General features: G+C 69.2%; 17 protein-coding genes. 12 read left to right on the top strand and 5 right to left on the bottom strand.

What is annotated here, in order from left to right; translation table 11 throughout:
* Positions 1 to 93 precede the first annotated feature (93 nt).
* From AAG565_RS09320 to AAG565_RS09275, 10 genes are all read left to right on the top strand, one after another.
* Entirely contained in the window at positions 94 to 864 is a 771-nt protein-coding gene (locus AAG565_RS09320) for a 3',5'-cyclic-nucleotide phosphodiesterase (RefSeq protein WP_348819312.1), read from the top strand.
* A gap of 43 nt (positions 865 to 907) precedes the next feature.
* Positions 908 to 2,272 carry a signal recognition particle protein gene (ffh, locus tag AAG565_RS09315; protein WP_348819311.1) on the top strand — a complete coding sequence of 455 codons (1,365 nt, stop codon included), beginning with the start codon at positions 908 to 910 and terminating at the stop codon, positions 2,270 to 2,272.
* A 7-nt stretch (positions 2,273 to 2,279) separates the two neighbouring features.
* Positions 2,280 to 2,864, top strand: a complete 585-nt coding sequence (locus tag AAG565_RS09310; protein ID WP_348819310.1) for a TlpA disulfide reductase family protein — start codon at positions 2,280 to 2,282, stop codon at positions 2,862 to 2,864.
* Between the two features lie 70 nt (positions 2,865 to 2,934).
* Complete coding sequence (alaC, locus tag AAG565_RS09305) at positions 2,935 to 4,161, top strand: alanine transaminase (protein WP_348819309.1); 1,227 nt, start codon at positions 2,935 to 2,937, stop codon at positions 4,159 to 4,161.
* Positions 4,161 to 5,471: a homoserine dehydrogenase gene (locus tag AAG565_RS09300; RefSeq protein ID WP_348819308.1), complete on the top strand. Its 1,311-nt coding sequence runs from the start codon at positions 4,161 to 4,163 to the stop codon at positions 5,469 to 5,471. Before alaC ends, AAG565_RS09300 begins: the two co-directional genes overlap by 1 nt.
* Before the next feature lie 93 nt (positions 5,472 to 5,564).
* Positions 5,565 to 6,686, top strand: coding sequence for a threonine synthase (gene thrC / locus AAG565_RS09295; protein WP_348819307.1), 1,122 nt, complete (start codon positions 5,565 to 5,567; stop codon positions 6,684 to 6,686).
* 9 nt (positions 6,687 to 6,695) lie between these two features.
* Positions 6,696 to 8,405, top strand: coding sequence for a single-stranded-DNA-specific exonuclease RecJ (recJ, locus tag AAG565_RS09290; RefSeq protein ID WP_348819306.1), 1,710 nt, complete (start codon positions 6,696 to 6,698; stop codon positions 8,403 to 8,405).
* Between the two features lie 98 nt (positions 8,406 to 8,503).
* Positions 8,504 to 10,705: a peptidase M19 gene (locus tag AAG565_RS09285; protein ID WP_348819305.1), complete on the top strand. Its 2,202-nt coding sequence runs from the start codon at positions 8,504 to 8,506 to the stop codon at positions 10,703 to 10,705.
* A 14-nt stretch (positions 10,706 to 10,719) separates the two neighbouring features.
* Positions 10,720 to 11,130 (top strand): hypothetical protein, encoded by a 411-nt coding sequence (locus AAG565_RS09280; protein WP_348819304.1) that lies wholly within the window; start codon positions 10,720 to 10,722, stop codon positions 11,128 to 11,130.
* The gene (locus AAG565_RS09275; RefSeq protein ID WP_348819303.1) at positions 11,093 to 12,583 is read left to right on the top strand and encodes a hypothetical protein; all 1,491 of its coding nucleotides are present in this window, start codon (positions 11,093 to 11,095) and stop codon (positions 12,581 to 12,583) included. Before AAG565_RS09280 ends, AAG565_RS09275 begins: the two co-directional genes overlap by 38 nt.
* Positions 12,584 to 12,628: 45 nt before the next feature.
* Here AAG565_RS09275 and AAG565_RS09270 read toward each other — a convergent pair whose 3' ends face one another.
* Both AAG565_RS09270 and AAG565_RS09265 read right to left on the bottom strand, forming a co-directional pair.
* Positions 12,629 to 13,627, bottom strand: a complete 999-nt coding sequence (locus AAG565_RS09270) for a hypothetical protein (RefSeq protein WP_348819302.1) — start codon at positions 13,625 to 13,627, stop codon at positions 12,629 to 12,631.
* A 7-nt stretch (positions 13,628 to 13,634) separates the two neighbouring features.
* Positions 13,635 to 14,870, bottom strand: coding sequence for an NADH:flavin oxidoreductase/NADH oxidase family protein (locus AAG565_RS09265; protein WP_348819301.1), 1,236 nt, complete (start codon positions 14,868 to 14,870; stop codon positions 13,635 to 13,637).
* A 174-nt stretch (positions 14,871 to 15,044) separates the two neighbouring features.
* On the opposite strand from AAG565_RS09265, the gene AAG565_RS09260 reads away from it, so the two are divergent.
* Positions 15,045 to 17,354: a Tex family protein gene (locus AAG565_RS09260; RefSeq protein WP_348819300.1), complete on the top strand. Its 2,310-nt coding sequence runs from the start codon at positions 15,045 to 15,047 to the stop codon at positions 17,352 to 17,354.
* Between the two features lie 4 nt (positions 17,355 to 17,358).
* Here the strand turns inward: AAG565_RS09260 and AAG565_RS09255 are convergent, their stop codons facing one another.
* From AAG565_RS09255 to AAG565_RS09245, 3 genes are all read right to left on the bottom strand, one after another.
* Positions 17,359 to 19,527 (bottom strand): diguanylate cyclase, encoded by a 2,169-nt coding sequence (locus AAG565_RS09255; protein ID WP_348819299.1) that lies wholly within the window; start codon positions 19,525 to 19,527, stop codon positions 17,359 to 17,361.
* A gap of 108 nt (positions 19,528 to 19,635) precedes the next feature.
* Positions 19,636 to 20,787, bottom strand: coding sequence for an aminotransferase class V-fold PLP-dependent enzyme (locus AAG565_RS09250; protein ID WP_348819298.1), 1,152 nt, complete (start codon positions 20,785 to 20,787; stop codon positions 19,636 to 19,638).
* 56 nt (positions 20,788 to 20,843) lie between these two features.
* Positions 20,844 to 22,703: an ATP-binding cassette domain-containing protein gene (locus tag AAG565_RS09245; RefSeq protein ID WP_348819297.1), complete on the bottom strand. Its 1,860-nt coding sequence runs from the start codon at positions 22,701 to 22,703 to the stop codon at positions 20,844 to 20,846.
* Positions 22,704 to 22,827: 124 nt separating this feature from the next.
* Here AAG565_RS09245 and AAG565_RS09240 point away from each other — a divergent pair, with 124 nt between their 5' ends.
* Positions 22,828 to 24,129, top strand: coding sequence for an adenylate/guanylate cyclase domain-containing protein (locus tag AAG565_RS09240; protein ID WP_348819296.1), 1,302 nt, complete (start codon positions 22,828 to 22,830; stop codon positions 24,127 to 24,129).
* Positions 24,130 to 24,155: the final 26 nt, after the last annotated feature.

The following is a 24,155-nucleotide window of genomic DNA, read 5'->3' as shown; positions in this document are numbered from 1 at the left end:
TCGGCGAAGCTTAGCCGGAATGCGGCCCTGCGGTTCGCGGCCGGCAGTGGGTGCTGTGCTAGCATCGACTGCCAGACGCAAGAACAATCGTGCATGCGGATCAAGGTCCTCGGCTGTAGCGGTGGCGTCGGTCCGGGCTTGCGGACCACGAGCCTGCTCGTGGACGAAGAACTGCTGATCGACGTCGGCACCGGCGTCGGTGACCTGACGCTGAGCCAGCAGCGACGCATCCGGCACATCTTCCTGACCCACAGCCATCTCGATCACGTCTGCGGACTGGCGTTCATGGCGGACAACCTGTTCGACCTGATCGACCGGCCGATCGAGGTCCATGCGACCACCGAGACGCTGGGCATCGTCCGCGAGCACATCTTCAACTGGAAGATCTGGCCCGACTTTTCCGTCCTGCCGGACGAAGCCCACCCGTTGCTGAAGTGGCAGGTCATCGGCGTCGGCGAGCGCTTCGATCTGGATAGCGGGCACCGGCTCACGGCATTCCGCGTGCTGCACACGGTGCCGGCGGTCGGTTATGCGATCGAAGGCCGGCGCGGCGTGTTCGCGTTCACCGGCGACACCTATGCCGACGACGGCATGTGGAGCTTTCTCAACGGACTGCCGCGCCTCGACAAGCTCGTGATCGAGATCGCGTTTCCCGACGAGCAGGCGGCACTGGGCTATGCCGCCAAGCATTTCACGCCGAGCCTGCTCGGCAGCGAGCTGCAGAAGCTGCGCCACCGGCCCAAGCTCTACCTGACCCATCACAAACCCGGCTGCGAGCCGGTCATCGAAAAGCAGTGCCGTACCGCGCTGCGCGGCTGGGACTACGTGCATCTGCAACGCGGGGACACGATCAGTTTCGACTGAGCGGCCGCTACAATGCGCGCCCGGCCTGCCTGATCCATCGCCCATGTTCGAAAACCTCACTTCCCGCCTGTCGCGCGTGCTCGATGCCATCCGCGGCCAGGGCAGGCTGACCGAGGAGCAGATCAATGCCGCGGCGCGCGAGCTGCGCATGGCGCTGCTCGAAGCCGACGTCGCGCTGCCGGTGGTCAAGGATTTCGTCGAGCAGGTCAAGACCCGGGCGCTGGGCGTCGAGATCACGCAGTCGCTGACACCGGGGCAGGAGTTCCTGCGTGTCGTGCAGCGCCAGCTGACCGAGACGCTGGGCGGGTCCGCAGAACCGCTCAATCTGCGTCAGCAGCCGCCGGCGATCATCCTGATGGCCGGCCTGCAGGGTTCGGGCAAGACGACGACCACCGGCAAGCTCGCGCGCCTGCTCAAGGAGCACGAGAAGAAGAAGGTCATCGTCGTCTCCTGCGACGTCTATCGTCCCGCAGCCATCGAGCAGCTGCGGATCGTCGCCGGGCAGGTCGGCGTCGAGTGGTTCCCGTCGGCTGCCGGGCAGGATCCGGTGGCGATCGCGCAGGCCGCGCTGGCCGAGGCAAAGAAGCAGTACGCCGACGTGCTGATCGTCGATACCGCCGGCCGCACGACGGTGGATGAGGCCATGATGCGCGAGATCGCCGCGCTGCATGCCGCGCTCCATCCGGTCGAGACGCTGTTCGTGGTGGACAGCATGACCGGCCAGGACGCGGCCCGGACCGCGCGCGCGTTCGCCGACGTGCTGCCGCTGACCGGCGTGGTGCTGACCAAGGTCGATGGCGATGCGCGCGGCGGCGCCGCGCTGTCGGTGCGCCAGGTCACCGGCAAGCCGATCAAGTTCCTCGGTGTCGGCGAGAAGTCCGACAAGCTCGAAGTCTTCCATCCGGACCGCATCGCCGCGCGCATCCTCGGCCAGGGCGACGTGCTCGGCCTGATCGAGGAGACGGTCCGCAAGGTCGATCAGGACAAGGCGATCAAGCTCGCCGAGAAGCTCAAGAAGACCAAGAGCTTCGACCTGGAGGACTTCCGCGAGCAGATGCTGCAGATGCAGAACATGGGCAGCATGGCGAGCCTGCTCGACAAGCTGCCGGGCGGCGCGCAGATGCAGGCCCAGCTCAAGAACGTGGACATGGACAAGCAGGTGCGGCGCACCGTCGCCATCATCAACTCGATGACGCGGCAGGAGCGGCGTTTCCCCGACCTGATCAAGGCCTCGCGCAAGCGCCGCATCGCCGCCGGCAGTGGCGTCGAGGTGCAGGAGGTCAATCGCCTGCTGCGCCAGTTCGAGACCACGCGCGACATGATGAAGAAGGTCGCCAGTGGCGGCATGGGCAAGCTGATGCGCGCCATGGGCGGCCGTCTGCCGCCCGGCATGATGCCCCGGCGCTGAGCGCCGCATGCGTTTCCCGGGCGCGGCCCTGCTCGCGGCGGTGCTGGCATCGTGGACCGCGCCGGCGGCGGCCGATTCGATCGGACCGGGGGTGCGCGCGCCCGAGGCGGCCGGCATCGTGATCAACGGTCCCGAGGGCACGCGCGTCAGCACACTGCTCGGGCGGGTGCTGGTCGTCGAGTTCTGGGCGTCGTGGTGCGGGCCCTGCATCGAGTCGATCCCGCGGCTGCAGGCGCTGCGCCATGAGGTCCACAAGTCCGGCTTTGGTGCGGATTTCGAGATCCTCGGCGTCGGCCTGGACAAGCGGGTCGAGGATGCGCGGCGCTTCCTGAGCGTGCGCCCGGTCAGCTACCCGGTCGTGGTCGATACCCTGGGCATCGCGTCGGCCAACTACGGCGTGTGGCGGCTGCCCGCGACCTTCCTGGTCGATCGCAGCGGTGAGATCCGGCAGATCTATCACGGCTACGGTCCGGGTTTCGGCGAAGACTTGCGCCAGCGCGTCTTCGAGCTGTTGCGTGACCGGCATTCGCCGACGGACTCGCGTCCGCCGGACGCCGCGGTTTCTATGCAAGCGCCACGGCCCGACCCATAATACCGGCCCTTTGCACCGACCTTTCGCCGCATCTCCGATCCCCGCGGATCGCCACGCCCCCCAGACCGCCGTGAACACCGACTTTCCGCGCATCCAGCGCCTGCCGCCCTACGTCTTCAACGTCGTCAGCGATCTGAAGAAGGCGGCCCGAGCCCGCGGCGAAGACATCATCGACTTCAGCATGGGCAACCCGGACCAGCCGACGCCCAAGCACATCGTCGACAAGCTGGTCGAGGCGGCGGTGCGCGGCACCGATTCGGACTACGTCAAGCCCGAGCACCACGACGAGGAAGGTACGCACACCCACCGCTATTCGGTGTCCAAGGGCGTGCCGCGCCTGCGCCGCGCGATGAGCCGCTGGTACAAGAGCCGTTACAACGTCGATCTCGATCCGGAATCCGAGATCATCGCGACGATCGGCTCGAAGGAAGGTCTCGCGCACCTGGCCTTCGCCACGCTGGCAGCCGGTGACGTCGTGCTGGTGCCCAACCCGGCCTACCCGATCCATCCCTACGGCGTCGTGCTTGCCGGCGCCGACGTGCGCCACGTGCGCCTGACGCCGGAAGTGGACTTCTTCGAGGAACTGGAGCGCGCGATCAAGGAGACTTGGCCGGCGCCGAAGATGCTGATCCTCAACTTCCCGGGCAACCCGACGACGCAATGCGTCGATCTGGCGTTCTTCGAGAAGGCGGTCGCGCTGTGCCGCGAGCACCAGATCTGGCTGATCCACGACCTGGCCTATGCCGACATCGTCTTCGACGGCTACAAGGCGCCATCGGTCCTGCAGGTGCCGGGCGCCAAGGACATCGCGGTGGAGTTCTTCACGCTGTCGAAGTCGTACAACATGCCGGGCTGGCGCGTCGGCTTCATGGCCGGCAATCCGACGCTGGTCGCCGCGCTGGCGCGCATCAAGTCGTATCTGGACTACGGCATGTTCACGCCGATCCAGGTTGCGGCGATCACCGCACTCGAAGGACCGCAGGACTGCGTCGCCGAGATCTGCGAGATGTACCGCCACCGCCGCGATGTGCTCTGCGAGGGGCTCAATGCCGCCGGCTGGAAGGTCGAGAAGCCGCAGGCGACGATGTTCCTGTGGGCCGAGATCCCCGAACCGTTCCGGCATCTCGGTTCGATGGAGTTCTCGAAGAAGCTGCTGCAGGAGGCCAAGGTCGCAGTCTCGCCCGGCATCGGCTTCGGCGAATATGGCGATGGTCATGTGCGCCTCGCGCTGATCGAGAACGAGCACCGCACGCGCCAGGCGATCCGCGGCATCAAGAAAATGCTCAAGAACGTGTGATGAGTACGTCAGTGAAAGTCGGTGTGGTGGGGCTGGGCACCGTCGGGCAGGGCGTATTGCGTCTGCTCAAGAACAACGCCGCCGAGATCACGCGCCGCGTCGGCGTGCCGGTCCTCGTCACCGACGCGGCGGCGCGCGACCTGACGCGTGCGCGCGACTGCGATCTGTCCGGCGTGCGCCTGTGGGACGACCCGCTGCGGCTGGCGCGCGAGGCCGAGGTCGATATCGTCGTCGAACTGGTCGGCGGCAAGACCGTCGCGCGCGAGCTGACGCTGGCGGCGATCGCGCGGCGCAAGCCGGTGGTCACCGCCAACAAGGCGCTGCTCGCCGAGAACGGCAACGAGATCTTCGACGCGGCGCGCAAGGCCGGCGTCGTCGTGGCCTTCGAGGCCGCGGTGGCCGGCGGCATCCCGATCATCAAGGCGATCCGCGAGGGGCTGGCCGGCAACGTCATCGACAGCGTCGCCGGCATCATCAACGGCACCTGCAACTACATCCTCACGCAGATGACCGAGAAGGGCGAGTCCTTCGCCGACGCGCTCGCGGTCGCGCAGCGACTCGGCTACGCCGAGGCCGATCCGACCTTCGACGTCGAGGGCGTCGATGCCGCGCACAAGCTGGCGATTCTCGCGGCGATTGCCTTCGGCATGCCGCTGTCCTTCGACAGGATCGCGCGCGAGGGCATCGGCAAGGTCACGCCCGAGGACATCAAGATCGCCCAGGTGTTCGGCTACCGCGTCAAGCTGCTCGGCATCGCCAAGCGCTGCGGGGACGGCGTTGAACTGCGCGTGCACCCGACCCTGATCGCGGACGACACGCTGCTGGCCAAGGTCGATGGCGTGCTCAATGCCGTGGTCGTGCACGGCAACGCAGTCGGGCAGGTTGGTTTCTACGGTCGCGGCGCGGGCGGCGACGCCACGGCCTCGGCAGTCGTCGCCGACATCCTCGACGTCGCGCGCGCACTGGCGGCCGACGCGCGCCACGCCGTGCCGGCGCTGGCCTTCCAGCCTGACGCGTTGCGGCCGCTGCCGGTGCTGCCGATCCGCGACACGGCGAGCCCGTTCTACCTGCGCCTGCGCGTCGCCGACGAGCCCGGCGTGCTGTCGCAGCTCACGGCGATCCTGGCCGCGCACGACATCAGCGTCGAGGCGATCCTGCAGCGCGAGCCGCGCGGCGGCGACGACGCCACGGTGGCGCTGATCACCTCGGTGATCCCGGAACACCGCTTCGACGACGCCCTCGCCGAGATGCAGAAGCTGCCGTTCGTGCGCGCGGGCGCCGCGCGTTTCCGCGTCGAGAAGTTCGGCTGAACCGCCGGGAATCGGGAAACGAGATCGGGAATCGTCAACGGCGCTCCGGTTTCTTGCTTCTGCGATTCCCGTTTCCCCATTGACGATCCCTGTATGACCATGCGCTACACCGGCCTCATCGAACACTACCGTCGCCGTCTGCCGCTCGCGCCCGAGGCACGCGCGATTTCGCTTGGGGAAGGGCGCACGCCGCTGATCCGCATCGACCATGTCGCGCGCGACGCCGGCTTCGACGGCGCGCTGTACGTGAAGTTCGAGGGCCTGAACCCGACCGGCTCGTTCAAGGACCGCGGCATGACCGTCGCGGTGACGCAGGCCGTGCACGAGGGCAGCAAGGCGATCATCTGCGCCTCGACCGGCAACACTTCGGCGGCTGCGGCCGCCTATGCCGCGCGTGCCGGCATCACCGCCTTCGTGCTGATCCCGGAAGGCAAGATCGCGCTCGGCAAGCTGGCACAGGCGGTCGTGCACGGCGCGGTCGTCGTGCAGATCCAGGGCAACTTCGATGACGGCATGCGCCTGGTCAAGGAAGTCGCGCGGACCGCGCCGGTGGCGATCGTCAACTCGATCAATCCGTATCGCCTGCAGGGCCAGAAGACCGCTGCTTTCGAGATCGTCGAGGAACTGGGCCGCGCACCGGACTACCACTGCCTGCCGGTCGGCAATGCCGGCAACATCTCCGCCTACTGGATGGGTTACTCGGAGATGGCCGGCCAGCGCACCGCGGCTTCGAAGCCCTTCGACGCCGGCGCCGGCTACGACCGCACGGCCGTGACGCCGCACCGTCCGGTGATGGTCGGCTACCAGGCCGCCGGCGCGGCGCCGTTCCTGCGCGGCGGCCCGGTCGCCGAACCGGAGACCGTCGCGACCGCGATCCGCATCGGCAACCCGCAGTCCTGGGATCTGGCCTGGGCGGCGCAGAAGGACTCGAACGGCTGGTTCGACGAGTTCAGCGACGCGCAGATCCTGGCGACGCAGAGGATGCTGGCGGCGCGCGAGGGCGTGTTCTGCGAGCCGGCTTCGGCCACTTCACTGTGCGGAGCGCTGCACGACATCAAGGCCGGGAAGATCAAGCCCGGTTCGACGGTGGTCTGCACGCTCACCGGCAACGGCCTGAAGGACCCGGACATCGTCATGAAGGACGGTCTCAAGGACCTGATCCGCGTGCCGGCCGAGCGTGCGGCCGTCGAAAAGGCACTGCTGGCCCGCATGTAGGCGCGGGCCATGCCCGCGTCCGATGCCATCCCGCTGATCCGCCGCCGCGCGCCGGGCGCGCCCGAACGGCTGCCGGCGGCGCTGCACCCGGTGCTGCGCCGGGTCTATGCCGCGCGGGGGGTCGAGCCCGGCGAGCTGTCGCTGGAACTGCGCGACCTGTTGCCGCCGGAGGGCCTGCGCGGCATCGAAGCGGCAGCGTCGCGCCTGGGCGATGCGATCCAGCGCGGCGAGCGCATCGTCATCGCCGGCGATTACGACGCCGACGGCGCGACCGGGACCGCGGTCGCCGTGCTCGGTCTGCGTGCCCTGGGTGCCGTGGAGGTGCATTACGTCGTTCCCGACCGTTTCCGCATGGGCTATGGCCTGTCGCCGGCGCTGGCCGAGCGGGCCGCCGAAACCGGCGCGACGGTTCTCGTCACCGTCGATAACGGCATCGCCAGCATCGCGGGCGTCGAGCGCGCACGCGCGCTGGGCCTGAGCGTGATCGTCACCGACCACCATCTGCCCGGCGCCGGGCTCCCCGCCGCGGACGCGATCGTCAACCCCAACCAGCCGGGCTGCGGATTCGCGTCCAAGGCGCTCGCCGGGGTCGGTACGGTCTTCTACGTCCTGCTCGCACTGCGCGCGGAGCTGCGCCGGCGCGGCTGCTTCGCCGTGCGCAGTGAACCGAATCTGGCGGAGCTGTTGGATCTGGTGGCGATCGGCACGGTCGCCGACGTCGTGCGCCTGGATCGCAACAACCGCATCCTCGTCGAGCAGGGGCTGCGGCGGATCCGCGCCGGCCGCGCACGTCCGGGGGTGCAGGCGCTGCTGCGCCAGGCCGGGCGCGCGGCGCAGAACATCGCCGCCATCGACCTGGGCTTCGCGCTCGGTCCGCGTCTCAACGCCGCCGGGCGCCTCGACGACATGCGCAGCGGTATCGAATGCCTGCTGGCGCCGGACCTGGAAACGGCCGAGCCGCTGGCGATCGCGCTCGATCGCTTCAACCGCGAGCGCCGCGAGATCCAGGAACAGATGCAGCTGGACGCGCTCGAACGGGTCGATGGCGCTGGAACGTTCGGCCTGTGTCTGTTCCATCCCGACTGGCACGAGGGCGTCGTCGGCCTGGTCGCGGCCAGGGTCAAGGAACTGCGCCACCGCCCGGTGATCGCCTTCGCGCGCGCGCAGCAACCCGGCGAGCTGAAGGGCTCGGGGCGTTCGATCCCGGGTCTGCACCTGCGCGACGTGCTGGCCGCGGTCGATGCGCAGCATCCGGGCCTGATCGGGCGCTTCGGCGGCCATGCGATGGCGGCCGGTCTGGGTCTGGCCGAAGCCGATCTCGAACGCTTCGCCGCGGCCTTCGACGCGGCCTGCGCGGCACAGATGGACGCGGCCGTCCTGCAGCGCGTGATCGAGACCGACGGCGAGCTCGCGAGCGGCGAACTGACGATAGACACCGCGTATGCGCTCGAACAGGCCGGCCCCTGGGGTCAGGGATTCCCCGAGCCGCTGTTCGAGGGGCGCTTCGAGATCGAGCAGGCGCGCTGCGTCGGCGCCGACGCCAGCCACGTGCGTTACCGGCTGCGCCACGAGGGCGGTACGGTCGCGGCGATGGACTTCGGCGGCGCCGGCCGCCTGCGCACGTCCGGAGCGCTGCACACGCTGTTCACGCTCGGCGTCAATCGCTACCAGGGCACCGAAAGTCTCGACCTGCGGCTGGTCCATGTCGGCGATGTCTGACACGGATCGGGGCGGCGCTTAGGCTATTTCTACTCTGGCCGCCGAGGCGCTGCCTGCCTAGGATGCGCGGTCGCGACAACCACGATCCGGAGCCTCCCTTGCGTCATCCCATCCCCAGCGCCGCGTCCGTCATGCTCGCTCTCGCCTTGTCCGCCTGTGGCGGTGGTGGCGGTGGTGGTAACGGCGCAGAGGGTCCAGGCCCGCAGCAGGCGCCGGCGACACGCTTCGACCTGGCCAACCGCTGCTTCGCCCTCAAGTCCCTGACCTCGGGCACGTTCGTCGTGCGCGACGGCAACGGCTATGCCGCCAGTGCCGCGAGCGCCGCGGCCGCCGAGCGTTTCTACATGAAGCCGACGGCGCTCGGCGAGTACCTGTTCTATGCCGCGGATCGGTCGTTGCTGGCCGGCAGCGGCAGCGCGGTCACGGCGGCGACCGCGCCGTCGGCGATGTCGAACTGGGTCGTGCAGGCGCCGGCCTCGGGCCGCTACACGGCACTGCTCGAAGGCGCGAACCAGAGCCTGGCCACCGACGCACAAGGCCGACTGGCGCTGGCGGCGACGCCGGGGCAGTTCGCCTTCGTTCCGGTCGGCGGATGCACGGCCTATCCCGAGATCGACGACGATGTCGTTGGCACCACGTACAAGGGCCGCGGCATCGAGCAGCCGGTGGTCGGCTTCGCCGAGGTGCACACGCACATGGCGATGGGGCACGAGATGTCCGACGGCAAGGAGATCGTCGGTCCCTCGGCGGGTGGGGCGATGTACGGCCAGATGTTCCACCGCTTCGGCGTGCCGCACGCGCTGGAGGACTGCGAGGACTTCCACGGTCCCAACGGCACGCGCGATCCGGAGGCCCTGATCCTCGACATGACGCCGCTGAAGACGCACGACACCCAGGGCTGGCCGACGTTCGTCGACTGGCCGGCCGCGGATTCGCAGCTGCACCAGGCGATGTACTACAAGTGGGTCGAGCGCGCGTGGAAGGCGGGCCTGCGCATCATGGTGTCCGAGGGCACCAACATCGAAGCGCTGTGCGAGGTCGCTCGGATCTACATGTCCACGGTCAAGCCGGAAGCCGCGCTCTACGAGTGCCGCGACATGGAACTGGGCATCGGCCAGGTCAAGTACCTCAAGCAGCTGCAGGACTACGTCGATGCGCAGGAAGGCGGACCGGGCAAGGGCTGGTTCCGCATCGTCGGCGATCCGGTCGAGGCGCGCCGCGTGATCAACGAGGGCAAGCTCGCCGTGGTTCCCGGCCTGGAGTTCTCCAACGTGTTCCACTGCACGGTCACCTTCAATCCGCTGCTCGGCACCGAAACGCCGGGCTGCACGAAGGAGGACATCGACCGCGAGATCGAGGAGGTGTGGAATCTCGGCGTGCGCGAGATCTTCCCGTACCACGACGTCAACAGCGCGCTGGGCGGTACCGGCATCTTCAATGGCGACGCGCTGAACCTGGTCGGCTTCTATGGCACCCGCCGTTTCTGGGATACCTACGACTGCCCGGACGGTGGCGAGGGCGAGGCCTACTTCTACAACGCCGGCGCCTACATGACGACGGCCGTGCCGGGCACCGGCAGTGATCCGCTCAGCTCGGCCGTGATCGGCCTGCTGCAGGGACCGGCGCCGATCTACCCGCCGGATCGCCGCCAGTGCAACGCGCGCGGCATGACCGAGCTGGGCCGCTACGCGCTGCAGAAGCTGATGGAGAAGAAGTTCATCATCGACATCGACCACGCCGAGCTGTCGATCAAGCAGGACATGATCGACATGGCCAAGGCGCAGACCCCGCCGTACCCGCTGATCTCGGCGCACGGCGGCCACGGTGGCATCTCGATGCAGCAGGCCCGCGACATCCTCGCCATCGGCGGTCTCATCTATCCGATGAAGCCCAACGGCAAGGGTCACGTCGATTTCCTCAACAAGCTCAAGCCGGTGTGGCAGGCGTCCGGCCGCAGCGATCCGATCGCGCTCGGCTACGGCATGGACGCGAACGGCATCGCCAATCGCGCCGGGCCGCGCGGCGCGGGCGCGACGCCGGTGCAGTATCCGTTCACGCTGTTCCAGGGTGAGGACTGGGGTCCGCAGTTCAGCGGCTTTGCGCCGGTGACCTTCAAGCTGCAGACGGTTCCGGAGAGCGGCAAGACCTGGAACATCGACGAGGTCGGCACTGCGCACTACGGCATGGTCGCGGACTACGTCGAGGAGATCCGTCTGGAAGGCGGGCGCGAGGCGCTGGACGCGCTGTACAACTCGGCCGAGGCCTACCTGCGGATGTGGGAGCAGACCGTCAATCGCTGAGGCCGGGGACGTTCATGCGTCTGCTGCTGTTCTGCGTGTCCGCGGTCGCGGTGCTCGCCGCGCTGTGGCTGGTGCTGCGTCCGCCCGCGGAGACGCCGGTTCCGGTTTCCGCTCCGGCGGCGGTCGTCGCCGCCGCAGGGGCGAGCCCCGCGCCGGTGCCGCAGCCGCGTCGCTTCAGTCTCGCGATTCCCGCCGCGCCCGGCAGCGACGGCGTGCTGCACGTGCGGCAGGGGGAGCCGGTCGAGCTGATCGTCACCAGCGCGAAGGACGACGAACTGCACCTGCATGGCTACGACCTGTCGCTGCAGCTCAAGGCCGGCGAGCCGGCGACGCTGGCCTTCGTCGCCGAGCACGCCGGCCGCTTCGAGATCGAGCTGCATCACGTCCATGCCGAAGTCGGCGTGCTCGAAGTCAGCCCGCGTTGAGATCCGCTCGTGCACGGCGGCGCTGGTGCTGGCCGGCGCCGCCCTGCCGTCCACGGCCGCCGCCCATTCCTTCGGGCGGATCTACAACCTGCCGGTGCCGTTCTGGATGTACGCCTACGGTGCGGCGGCGGCGCTGGTGCTGTCCTTCCTGGTGGTGGCCTGGTTCGGCACCGCGCCGGCGCCAGCGGCGCCCGCAGCGTCAGGCCAGCAGTCCGGCGTACTCGCACTGCGCGGCCTGCGGCGCCTGCACGTGCCGCAGCTGTTGCGCGCGCTCGCGCTGTCCGGCCTGCTGCTGTGCGTGCTGACCGGCTTCTGGGGCACGCGCGATCCGTACCGCAACTTCAACATGACCTTTTTCTGGGTCGTGTTCGTGCTCGGTTTCGCCTGGCTGACGGCACTGGTTGGTGATGTCTATGCCCTGCTCAATCCGTGGCGGACGCTCGCGGCCCTGGTCGGGCGGGTGTGGACGGATTTCACGCGCGGCCGCATTCGATATCCGCGCAAGCTTGCCTACTGGCCCGCGCTCGCGCTGTACATGGTGTTCATCTGGGTCGAGCTGTTCGGTTTCACACGGCCGCAGTCGCTCGCGGGCTGGCTGACCGGCTACACGCTGCTGAACCTGTCCGCCGTGTGGCTGTTCGGCGCCGCGGACTGGTTCCGCTACGGCGAATTCTTCGGCGTGTTCCTGCGGCTGCTGGGCCGCATGGCGCCGCTGGACTACGTCCCCGGCCGCGGCGTGCGCCTGCGCGCGCCCTTCGCCGGCCTGCTGGAGGAGAAGGCGGACAGCACGAGCCTGCTGGTGTTCGTGCTGTTCATGCTCTCGTCCACCGCTTTCGACGGGCTGCGTGCGACGGTGCCGTGGTACCGCTGGTTCTGGACCGATCCGACCGGTCTGCTGACCGCGTGGCTCGGACAGCCGCCGATCCACGCCTACGTGCAGTTGCGGCCGTACTACCTCGCCTACGAGTCGCTGTGCCTGGTGCTGTCGCCCTTCCTCTATCTGGCGGTGTACCTGCTGTTCGTCGCGCTGGCGAAATGGCTGGGGCGCAGCCGGCACAGCCTGCACGAGCTGGCGTTGAGCTTCGGCTACTCGCTGTTGCCGATCGCGCTGGTGTACAACGTGACGCACTACTACACGCTGATCCTGACGCAGGGCGTGAAGATCGTCAGCCTGCTGTCCGACCCGTTCGGCCGGGGCTGGAACCTGTTCGGCACCGCCGGGCTGTTCCGCGCACCGATCCTGCCGGACCTGGGGACCGTTTGGCACACGCAGGTCGGGCTGATCCTGTTCGGCCACGTCGTCAGCGTCTGGATCGCACACCTCGAAGCCCTGCGCCTGTTCCCCGGCCGCGGGCGGGCGTTGCTGAGCCAGCTGCCGATGCTGGTGCTGATGGTGGCTTTCACCACCGCCGGCCTGTGGATCCTCGCGCAGCCGATCCAGCAGGGGCGCTGAGCGCCGCGCGCCTTCCCCGAGGTCCGGTACGCCGGGATCGATGCCTCAGCACCTGACCGGGATGCCGTGGCGGGTGTCGTCGGTCAGGATTTCGAACGCCGCCCGATGCGCCGTGGAGAGCGTCAGCGGCGGCTTGCCGTCGCGTTCCACCGTCAGCGTGCAGGCCGCGACCTTGGAGTTCAGGCAGGTGTGGCTGCCGCCGGGCGGGTTGTAGTAGGTCAGGCCGACGAAATCCTGCGGCGTGGCGCAGATGCGGCCGTGGACGCGGAGGCCGGGCGCGGCGCTGTCGAAGCTCCAGTCGAAGTAGCGCCACCGACCCTGGGCGCGCAGGCCGTGGCGGATGGTGTTGAGATGATGGTCCTGGCCGTCGAGGCGCAGCAGCAGGATGGTCAGCCAGGGCGTCCACAGCGGGCCGAGCCGGATGCGCGCGGTGATCACCTCGAGGAAGGCGTCGGGCGCGTCGTCGAAGCCGACGATCTGGCCCCAGGCGTAGGTGTCGGTGTGCTTGCTGCCCCAGTTGTGGTTTTCGCTGCCGATCCAGTCGTCGATCGTCCAGGTTTCGCCGTCCACGTCGAGCGTGCCGTCGAAGCGCGCGAAGGGGCGCGGCGTGACCGCCTTGGCCTTGGGCAGCGGGGCCGCGTAGTAATGCTGCGGCAGGAATACCGCCGGTGCGCCGCCGCCGGCGTAGCGGAGGTTCCAGCGCAGGGTCTGCGGTGCCGCGACCGCGCCGGCGAGCGCGCCGGCGTGCAGGCGGGCATCGCCGATGCGGACGTCGAGCCCCGTCGCGGCGAAGGCACAGTCGTCGATCGGTACTTCGCGCTTGCCCGCATACAGGCGGCCGCGCTCGCCGTCCGACACGACGCACCACAGCTCGCCGATCGCATCCTGCGGCCGGCCTTTGGGCGAAAAGATCGTGTAGCGGATCCAGAAGGCCCGCTTGCGCTGCGGATGATTGGCGCGCAGGAACCAGCTTTCGTAGTGGCCCTGCTCCTGGCCGGCACGATAGCGCGCGCCGTGCCAGTCGATTCCCGCGGTGCCGGTCATGCCGCGCTCAGGCGCGCAGGCGGCGCGTCTGCACCGTGCCGCGGACGTTTCCGGCGAGGTTGCAGGCCAGCGAGACGAGCGCGGATTCGTTGGGTCTGGGCTCCTCGCCGCGGCCCATGCGCTTGAGCTGGCGGCTGTACCACATCACTTCCATCAGGCCGGCCCGGTCCACCATGCCGATCCCCGTCTTGATCGGCTTCACCTTGAACCGCGTCTCCTCGCCGGCGATCAGCCGTCGTGACGCATCCGGCTCGATCGCCAGCGGACGCGCCAGCCCGATCAGGTCCAGCGCGCCGGATTCGAGCGCCTCGCGCATCGCCGGCAGCGTCCGGAAGCCGCCGGTGACCAGCAGCGGCGTGGACACCCGCTTGCGCACCTTCTCGGCGAAGCTCAGGAAATAGGCCTCGCGCGCCCGGGTCGATGCCCGCAGACCGGCCATCGCCGGGGCCTCGTAGGTGCCGCCGGAGATCTCGATGAGGTCGATCCCGGCGTCGGCGAGCGCGGCGATCACGTCCAGGGATTCCGACTCCTCGAAGCCGCCGCGCTGGAAGTCCGCGGAGTTGAGCTTGATGCCGATGGGGAAGTCGCTGCCGACCCGTTCGCGCATCGCCGCGAGTACCCGCAGCACGAAACGGCGCCGGTTCTCGGCATTGCCGCCCCATTGATCGGTGCGCTGATTGGTCAGCGGCGACAGGAACTGGCTGACGAGGTAGCCGTGCGCGCCGTGGATCTGCACCCCGGTGAAGCCGGCTTCCCTGCACAGCTGCGCGCCGGTGGCGAAGCGGCGGATGATGTCCTCGATCTCGTCGCCGCGCAGCGCGCGCGGCGGTGCGAACATCGCCTGCAGGTCCTTGCCGAACGGCACCGCCGAGGGGGCGACGTTCTCGCGGTTGAGACCCTTGGGCGACTGGCGGCCGGGATGGTTGAGCTGCATCCAGATCGCCGCGCCGTTGCCCGTGGCCGCCTCGGCCCATTGCCGCAGCAGCGGCATGTCGCGGTCGTCCTCGAGCGCGACATTGCCGGGCTCACCGAGCGCGCGCCGGTCGATCATGACGTTGCCGGTGATCAACAGGCCCGTGCCGCCGCGTGCCCAGCGTTCGTACAGGCGCACCAGCGCGGGCGTCACGCGGTTGTCCATCGTCGCCATGCCTTCGCTCATCGCCGATTTCACCAGGCGGTTGGGCAGCAAGGCGCCGTTGGGCAAGGTCAGCGGACGGGCGAGGGGGCTGTTTGACTTGGACATGCACAAGCTCGTGATGGGGGCGGCGTCAACTTAAGCCGGCGCATCATCGGCGGCATTCGCGCGCCGGTCAAAGGGGGCTGGCGGCCGGGCCTGCACGGCACGCTCATCCGGATTGGAATGGCCACGCGAAGCCGGTATCGTCGCGGACCTTTATCACGACCCGATCGAAGCCGCATGTCCGCATCTGCCGAACGCATCCGCCGCCACATCCTGCAGACGCTCGCCGTCGAGATCGGCGCGCAGCCGCGTCAGGTGGAAGCCGCGGTGGGTCTGCTCGACGAAGGGGCGACGGTGCCGTTCATCGCGCGCTACCGCAAGGAGGCGACCGGCAGCCTCGACGACACGCAGCTGCGCAAGCTCGAGGAACGCCTCGGCTACTTGCGCGAACTGGAAGACCGCCGCGCCGCGGTCATCGAGTCGATACGCGCGCAGAACAAGCTGACCGAGGAACTCGAAGCCAGGTTGATCGCCGCCACCACCAAGGCGGAGGTCGAGGACCTGTATCTGCCCTACAGGCCCAAGCGCCGCACGCGCGCCGAGATCGCGCGCGAGCGCGGCCTCGAGCCGCTGGCCGATCTGCTGCTCGGCGACCGCTCGCTGATTCCGCTCGACGCCGCGCAGGCTCACGTGCAGGGTGAGGTGACGGACGCGAAGATGGCGCTCGAAGGCGCGCGCGACATTCTGACGGAGCGCTTCGCCGAGGACGCCGCGCTGCTGGGTCAGCTGCGCCAGTACCTGCGTGACCGCGGCGTGCTGCGCGCCAAGGTGTTCGAAGGCAAGGAGGACGCCGGCGCGAAGTACGCGGACTATTTCGACCATCGCGAGCCCTGGGCCAGGGTCGCCGGCCACCGCGCGCTGGCAATGATGCGCGGCCGCAACGAGGAGATCCTGATGCTCGAGATCGAGATCGACGCCGATGATCCGGCGCCGGTGAAGCCGGTCGAGCGCATGATCGCGGCGGCCTGGAACATTCGCGCCGACGGTGGAGCGGCCGACGCCTGGCTGCTGGAGGTCGTGCGCTGGACCTGGCGCGTGAAGCTGTCCCTGAGCCTGTCCGTCGATCTGATGATGGAGCTGCGCAGCCGCGCCGAGGCCGAGGCGATCGAGGTGTTCGCGCGCAATCTCAAGGACTTGCTGCTCGCCGCGCCGGCCGGCTCGAAGCCGACGCTCGGTCTCGATCCCGGCATCCGCACCGGCGTGAAGGTGGCCGCGATCGACGGCACCGGCAAGCTGCTGGAGACGACGACCATTTATCCGTTCCAGCCGCGCAACGATGTGCGCGGTGCGCAGGCCGAGCTGGCGCGCCTGATCCAGGCCCATCGCATCGAGCTGATCGCGATCGGCAACGGCACCGCGAGCCGCGAAACCGAGAAACTGGTGGCGGATCTGCTGACGTCGCTGCCGGAGCCGCGGCCGCGCAAGGTGGTCGTCAGCGAGGCCGGTGCGTCGGTGTACTCGGCGTCGGAGACCGCGGCGCTCGAATTTCCGGACCTGGACGTGTCGCTGCGCGGTGCGGTGTCGATCGCGCGGCGCCTGCAGGATCCGCTCGCCGAACTGGTCAAGATCGACCCGAAGTCGATCGGCGTCGGCCAGTACCAGCACGACGTCGATCCGTACCGCCTGGCGAAGTCGCTCGATGCGGTGGTCGAGGACGCGGTCAACGCGGTCGGGGTCGATCTCAACACGGCGTCGGCACCGCTGCTCGCGCGGGTCTCCGGCCTGGGCGGCTCGCTGGCCGAGTCCATCGTCTGTCACCGCAACCAGAACGGCGCGTTCCGCAGCCGCAGGCAGCTGCTGAACGTGCCGCGCCTGGGCCCGAAGACCTTCGAGCAGTGCGCGGGCTTCCTGCGCATCCGCGGCGGCGACGAGCCGCTCGATGCGTCCGCGGTGCATCCCGAGGCCTATGAGCTCGCCGGGCGGATCCTCAAGGCCTGCGGGCGCGACCTGCGCGCCGTGATGGGCGATGCCAGGGCACTGGCGAAGCTCGATCCGCGTCAGTTCGCCGACGAACGCTTCGGCCTGCCGACGGTACGCGACATCTTCGCGGAACTGGAGAAACCGGGCCGCGATCCGCGCCCGGAATTCCGCACCGCCGTGTTCAAGGACGGCGTGCACGAACTGGCCGATCTGCGCCCCGGCATGTGGCTCGAAGGCACGGTGACCAACGTCGCAGCCTTCGGCGCGTTCGTCGATATCGGTGTGCACCAGGATGGCCTCGTCCATGTCTCGCAGCTCGCCGACCGCTACGTCAAGGATCCGCGCGACGTCGTCAAGGCCGGCCAGATCGTCCGGGTGCGCGTCGTGGATGTCGATCTCAAGCGTCAGCGCATCGCCCTGTCGATGAAGAAGGACGATGGCGGCGCCGCGGCGGGTGCTGCGCGCGGTGCTGCACCGCGCGCACCCGACCGCCGGACGCCGTCGGCCGCCAGGCCGGCTCAGGGTTCGCTCGGCGCCGCGCTGGCGGATGCGCTGAAGCGCGAGTAGCGATTCAGCCGGCCGCGGCCGACTCGCGCAGGCTGCGCACGCGGTTGCGCCCGGCGCACTTGGCTGCGTACATCGCCTGGTCGGCGCGGCCGATCAGGTCGGTCAGGCGGGCGTCGGCTTCCTCCAGCGACGCCACGCCGATCGATGCGGTGACGTGCAGGGTCTGACCGTCCGGCAGGACGATCGTGCGCGTTTCGATGGCGGCGCGCAGGCGTTCGGCAACCCGCAGCGCCTCCGCTTCGGTGGTCTGCGGCAACAGCACGCAGAACTCCTCGCCACCCAGGCGGCCGGCGAGGTCGATGGCCCGCAGGGTCTGGTGGATGATCCGGCCCAGGGTCTGCAGGACGGCGTCGCCGGCGGCGTGGCCGTAACGGTCGTTGACCCGCTTGAAGTGGTCCAGGTCGAGGATCAGCACCGCCAGATCGTTGCGGTTGCGCCGGCTGCGCGCGAACTCCAGCTCCGCCGTGGCCACGAAGTGGCGGCGGGTCGCCAGACCGGTCAGGGTGTCGGTCACCGCGAGTTGCTGCAGTTCGTCGGTGTGGCGCTTGCGGTCCGAGATGTCGATGAACGAGACGACGACCTGCGTGATCCGCCCATGCGCGTCGATGTCCGGAATGGCGTTGGTCAGCACCCAGCGGGTGGGCTCGGTGGGCGCGATGCGGACCCCGACCACGTAATCGTGCAGTGCGGCGCGGCTGTGGATCGCGCGGCTGACCGGATACTCCTCGACCGGCATCGGCGATTCGTCCTCGCGCACGAAATGCCAGGCGGGGTCGATCGACGTCCGGCCGAGCAGCTGTTCGATCGACAGTCCGAGGATCGCCGCCGCCGACGGATTGGCAAAGCGGATCGAGGTGTCGGGATTGTGGACGACGACCGCGGTCTGCAAGTTGTCGAGCAGCAGCTGCAGACGGTGTTCGCTGTCGCGCAGCGCCTGTTCGATGCGCTTGCGTTCGCTGATGTCGAAGACCGTGCTGCGGCTGTGCAGGAAGTGCCCGGCGGCGTCGTAAACTGCCGTCGCGCTGAGGATCACCGGCAGGACGCGGCCGTCGCGGCAGACCAGTTCGAGTTCGAGATCGCGGACTGCGCCCGCCTTCTTGAAGCGGGGGAAACTCTCGGCCACGATCGCCTGGCTCGCCGGGGTCAGCAGCTCGCTGAAACGCTTGCGGCCGACGATGTCGGCACGCGCATGGCCGAGCCAGTCCAGCTCGGTCTGGTTCATGCGGATGATCAGCCCGTCGGCATCCAGCGAGTGGTATCCGCAGGGGGCGCGTTCGTACAGATCCTCGATTTCCGCTGACCGCGCCTGCAACATCGCGTTGGTGCGCGCCAGTTCCTGCGACTGCCGGCGGCGATGACGGATCTGCGCGATCACGCCGGCGACCAGCATGGATGCCCCGAGGCCGAGGATCAGCAGCAGATCGGCGATCCGCTCCTGCGCGATCCCCTGCGCGGAGCGGACGGCGTGCCAGCCGAGCGCGGACAGGGCCGACAGGCCGACGCCGGTCGCCGATGCCAGCCAGGGCAGGTCCTGCCAGGTCCGGTGCCCGCCGAGGTGGGCCGAGGTCAGCAGGATGGACAGCCCGAGGGCGACGAAGCAGACCGCGGTGAGCAGCGCCATGCGGGTGTTGCCGGCCCACTGCAGGGCGGTGCGCAGCTCCGCGGAGTAGCCGATCAGCGCGATGAGGCCGATGGACATGACCAGGGCGCCCAGCATCGAGGCGATGCTGTTCGACCAGACCGCCTGCTGGCGGTAGGCGATCAGCAGCGCCGCGGCGCTCGCCAGCGTGAAGGACACCGCCGTGTTCAGCGCCATGCGTCCCGAAGGCAATGCGTCCACCGCGGTCGGTGCGGGCATGAAGAAATGATCGATGCCGAAGTCGGCGCCGGTCAGGTACTCCGCGAGCGTCAGTCCCGCCAGCGCCGCCACCAGCGCCGCAGCGGCCAGCGCGATCGCGCGGCGTCCGTGCAGCGCGCAGACAAGGCTCACGCCGGCCGCCGCGAACAGCAGTCCGGTGTTGAAGCGCACCGTCGAGGAACTGGCGACGAGGCGCGTGTAGTGTTCGACGCCCAGGAACCAGCTCGCGCAGATCGCCAGGCCGACGGCCAGGACGAATCCCGCGGTCAGCTGCGCCGTGCGTGCCGTTCGTTGCCCGGGCCGGGTGTCAATCATGCGGTCTGCCCACTGTCGCACCATCCTCGTCCAGTGTGGCCGGACGCGCGGGTTCGGCGCTGACCTGCGTCAAGCGATGCCCGCCCGGCGGCATCATCGCCGCGGCGCTCAGGCGGGCTTCGAGGCGGGTCGACCGGCGAGTGTGGCCACCGCCGGTTCGAGCCGGGCCACGGTGCCCTCGACGTCGCGCAGCTTGTCGATGCCGAACAGGCCGATGCGGAAGCTGCGGAAGTCCGGCGGCTCGTCGCACATCAGCGGTACGCCGGCCGCGCTCTGTATGCCGGCGGCGGCGAAGCGTGCGCCGCTGCTGATCAGCGGATCGTCGGTGTAGCTGACGACCACGCCGGGTGCCTCGAAGCCGGGTGCGGCGACACTGCGGAATCCATGCCGGGCCAGCATCGCGCGCACCCGCCGCCCGAGCAGCCATTGCGCATCGCGCAGTGCGTGCAGACCCAGTCCGACGGTTTCCTGCGCGGCGTCGCGGAAGCGGCGCAGCGCGTCGGTGGGCAGCGTCGCGTGATAGGCGTGGCCGCCGTTTTCGTAGGCCTGCATGATCTGCAGCCACTTGCGCAGGTCGAGCGCGAAGCTGCTGTTCTGGGTCTGTTCCAGCCGGCGCAGGGCCTCGGCGCCGAGCATCACCAGGCCGCTGCACGGCGAGGCACTCCACGCCTTCTGCGGCGCCGACAGCAGGACGTCGATGCCGCGCGCGCGCATGTCGAGCCACAGCGCTCCGGAGGCCACGCAGTCGAGCACGAACAGGCCGTCGTGCGCGTGCGTCGCCCGGGCGACGCGATCGAGGTATTCGTCGGGCAGAACGATGCCCGATGCCGTCTCGACGTGCGGCGCGAACACGACATCGGGCCGGTCGCGCGCGATCGCCGCTTCGACGTCCTCGATCGGCGGCGGTGCCCATGGCGACTGCGGCGCGTCGTCGATGCGGCTTGCCTTGAGTACGGTGCTGCGCGCCGCGAGCCGCCCCATGTCGAGGATCTGGCTCCAGCGATAGCTGAACCAGCCGTTGCGGATGATCAGGCAGGACTTGCCGTCGGCGAACTGACGCGCGATCGACTCCATGCCGTAGGTGCCGCCGCCCGGCACCACGGCGACGGCTTCGGCGGCATAGACCTGCCGCAGCAGGGCAGAGATGTCGCGCATCACCTGCTGGAACGGACGCGACATGTGATTGAGCGAGCGGCCGGTGAAGACCACCGAGTATTCCAGCAGGCCGCCGGGATCCACCGGCGCGGCGTCGAGCGTCAAGGCCAGTCTCCTGTTCCGGGCCGCCGCCATTGTGACCGCATCGGCGCAGCCGTGTCTCAGCGCAGGGCCTCCAGCGCCTCCCAACGCGCGTAAGCGGCGGCGAGGTCGCGCTCGATCTGCGCCAGGCGCTGTTCGACAGCCGCGATCGATTCGCGCGGCTGTTCGTAGAAGCCGGGGGCGGTCATGCGTGCGGCCAGTTCGGTCTGTTCGGCTTCGAGCTGCTCGATCCTGCGCGGAAGGCCGTCGAGCTCGCGCCGGTCCCTGGTGCTCAGCCGCGACGCCGTCGATGGCGGCGCGGCGGCCGGTGGCTTCGGCGCGGACGGCGCGGGTGCAGGGGACGGGCGCTGACGCAGCCAGTCCGCGTAACCGCCGACGTAGTCGCCGATGCGGCCATCCCCCTCGAACACCAGGCTGCGGGTCACCACGTTGTCGAGGAATTCACGGTCATGGCTGACCAGCAGCACGGTGCCGCCGTACTCGATCAGGCGCTCTTCGAGCAGGTCCAGCGTCTCCATGTCCAGATCGTTGGTCGGCTCGTCGAGCACCAGCAGGTTCGACGGCTTGCAGAACAGCTGCGCGAGCAGCAGCCGGCTGCGCTCGCCGCCGGACAGCACGCGCACCGGCACGCGTGCGCGATCCGGTGTGAACAGGAAGTCCTGCAGATAGCTGATGACGTGCTTGCGTGCGCCGTTGATCTCGATGAACTCCTGGCCATCGCCGATCGCGTCGATCGCGGTCTTGTCCTCGTCGCGCAGCGGGCTGCGCAACTGGTCGAAGTAGGCGATCTCCAGCTTGGTGCCCAGACGCACCTCGCCGCTGTCCGGCGTGAGGCGGCCCAGCAGGATGTTGAGCAGGGTGGTCTTGCCGGCGCCGTTGGGGCCGATGATGCCCACCTTGTCGCCGCGCAGGACGAGCGTCGACAGGCGGCGGATCAGCACGCGGTCGCCGTAGCCGTGGCTGACGTTGTTCAGCTCCACGACCAGGCGGCCGGAACGCTCCGCGTCCTGGACGACGAGATGGACGTCGCCTTCGCGCACGCGCCGCTGGCGGAACTGCTCGCGCATCTGCAGCAGTGCCTTGACGCGGCCGGCACTGCGCGTGCGTCGCGCCTCGACGCCCTTGCGGATCCAGGCCTCCTCCTGCGCGAGCTTCTTGTCGAACAGGGCCTGTTCGCGCGCCTCGGCGTGCAGGGCCTCGGCCTTGCCCTTCACATAGGCATCCCAGCCGCCCGGCCAGGAACTCAGCCGGCCGCGATCGAGGTCGCAGATGCGCGTGGCCAGCCGGCGCACGAAGGCGCGGTCGTGACTGACGAAGATCAATGCGCCATCGAAGTCGGCGAGCAGATCTTCCAGTGCGGTGATGCTGGCGATGTCGAGATGGTTGGTCGGCTCGTCGAGCAACAAGACGTTCGGTTCGGCGACCAGCGCACGGCCGAGCAGGGCGCGGCGCTTCTGCCCGCCGGACAGCGATGCGAACGCCGCGTCGGATGGCAGATCGAGTCGCGAGATCACCGCCTGCACGCGGTTTTCCACCGTCCACGCGCCATGGGCGTCGATCTGCGCCTGCAGTCGGGCCAGCTGTGCCAGGTCGGGCTGCGTCGCATGTGCCAGCCGGTGGTAGCGCGCCGCCAGATGGCCCAGCTCGCCGAGCCCATCGGCGACGATGTCGTACACCGAGCCGGCGTCAGCGGCGGGTACGTCCTGCTGCAGACGCGCGACGACGAGGTTCTGCGCACGGACGATCTCGCCGTCGTCGATGGCCTGCTCGCCAGCGATCACGCGCAGCAGTGTCGATTTGCCGGCGCCGTTGCGGCCGACCAGGCAGACGCGCTCGCGCGCCTCGAGCGTGAAATCGACCTGGTCCAGCAATTGCGTGTTGGCGATCCGCAGTGAAACGTTCTTGAGTCCGAGCAGCATGGGCAGGCGGGCGTGATGGGCGCACAGTTTAGCGGCGCCGCACGGTCCGCCGATCGGCATCGAGATTCACGGAAAAATCAACTTGGCTACAGTGAGCCGCCATTTTCCCGATCCAAGCACCGCCATGACGAGCGGACACGAGGTTGTCGCCATCATCGCCCTGGGCATGGGGCTCGCGTTCTGGCTCACCGACCGCGCGACGCCGACGAGCCGCTGGCTCGGGCTGTTCCTCGGTCTGCTGGGCGTGGCGGTGTACGCCAATGCGCAGACCGCTTCGGCCATCGCGTTGTCGCCCCTGCCGTGGTGGGTTCGCGGCGTGGGTCTGCTGGATTCGGCGACCTTCGTCGCGGCCTGCGAGTGGGGCCTGCGGGTGTCGCAGACCGTGCCGGATGCCGCCGGTTCGCCGCGCCGCGACAAGCTCATCCGTGCGGCCCAGATCCTGTCGGCGAGCTACGCGGGATTCGTGGCACTGCTGCCGGAGCTGCGCTATCGGGAACTGGCACTGGCCGTCGCCGAACATCGGTTCCCGGACCCGATGTTCGCACTGTTTCTGCTGCCGATGCTGGGCGCCGGCGCGCTGGTGATGACGGCCGGCGTCCTGTTGATGCTGCGCCGGCCGGATCGCGCCGAGCAGATCCGCATCCTCGCGGCGCTCGCGGCGATGCCGTTCCTCGCGGTGGCGCTGGTGCTGCCGTCGAGCGTCTCGCCGCTGGCGCTCGCGGTCGGCGAGGTGATGTTCCTGTTCGGTTCGCTGCGCTACTACATGATCCTGGGTGCGCGCGGCAGCTTCATGGCCCGTTTCCTGTCGCCGCAGGTCGCCGAGCTGGTCCGTGAACGTGGCTTGCGGCAGGCGATGGCGCGCAAGCGCAGCGACGTGTCGGTGGTCAGCGTCGATATCCGCCGTTTCACGCGTCATGCCCAGGCGCACACGCCGGAGCAGGTCATGCGCCTGCTGCGCTCGTTCTATGCGGCCGTCGGTTCGGCCGCGCAGGAGTTCGGCGGCACGGTGAAGGACCTGGCCGGCGATGGCGCGCTGATCCTCATCGGTGCGCCGGTTCCATACGAGGACCGCGCGCAGCGCGCGATCCGCCTCGCGCGTCGCCTGCAGTCGCGCGTGCGGCCGATCCTCAAGCGCTATTCGGGCGAGCTCGGCCTGGGCGTGGGCGTCGCCAGCGGCAGCGTCGCGGTCGGCATCGTCGGCGAGGGCGGACGCTACGAATACATGGCCGTCGGGCCGGCGGTGAACCTCGCTTCGCGCCTGTGCGACAAGGCCGCCGACGGCGAGATCCACATCGACGAGGCGACGCTGCTCGAAAGCGGCGAGTCGCTCCCGGCGACGCGACGGCGGCGTGCCGTGCGTGGCATCGACGGGCTGGTCACGACCTACGTGCTGCAGGAGCACGCAGCGACCGGCACGTCGTCCTGAAACGCGATCGGGCCGCGCGGCACTTC

This window comes from Fontimonas sp. SYSU GA230001 (assembly GCF_040066175.1).
GTDB lineage: Bacteria > Pseudomonadota > Gammaproteobacteria > Nevskiales > Nevskiaceae > Solimonas.
This window is presented reverse-complemented; position numbering and strand designations above follow the sequence as displayed.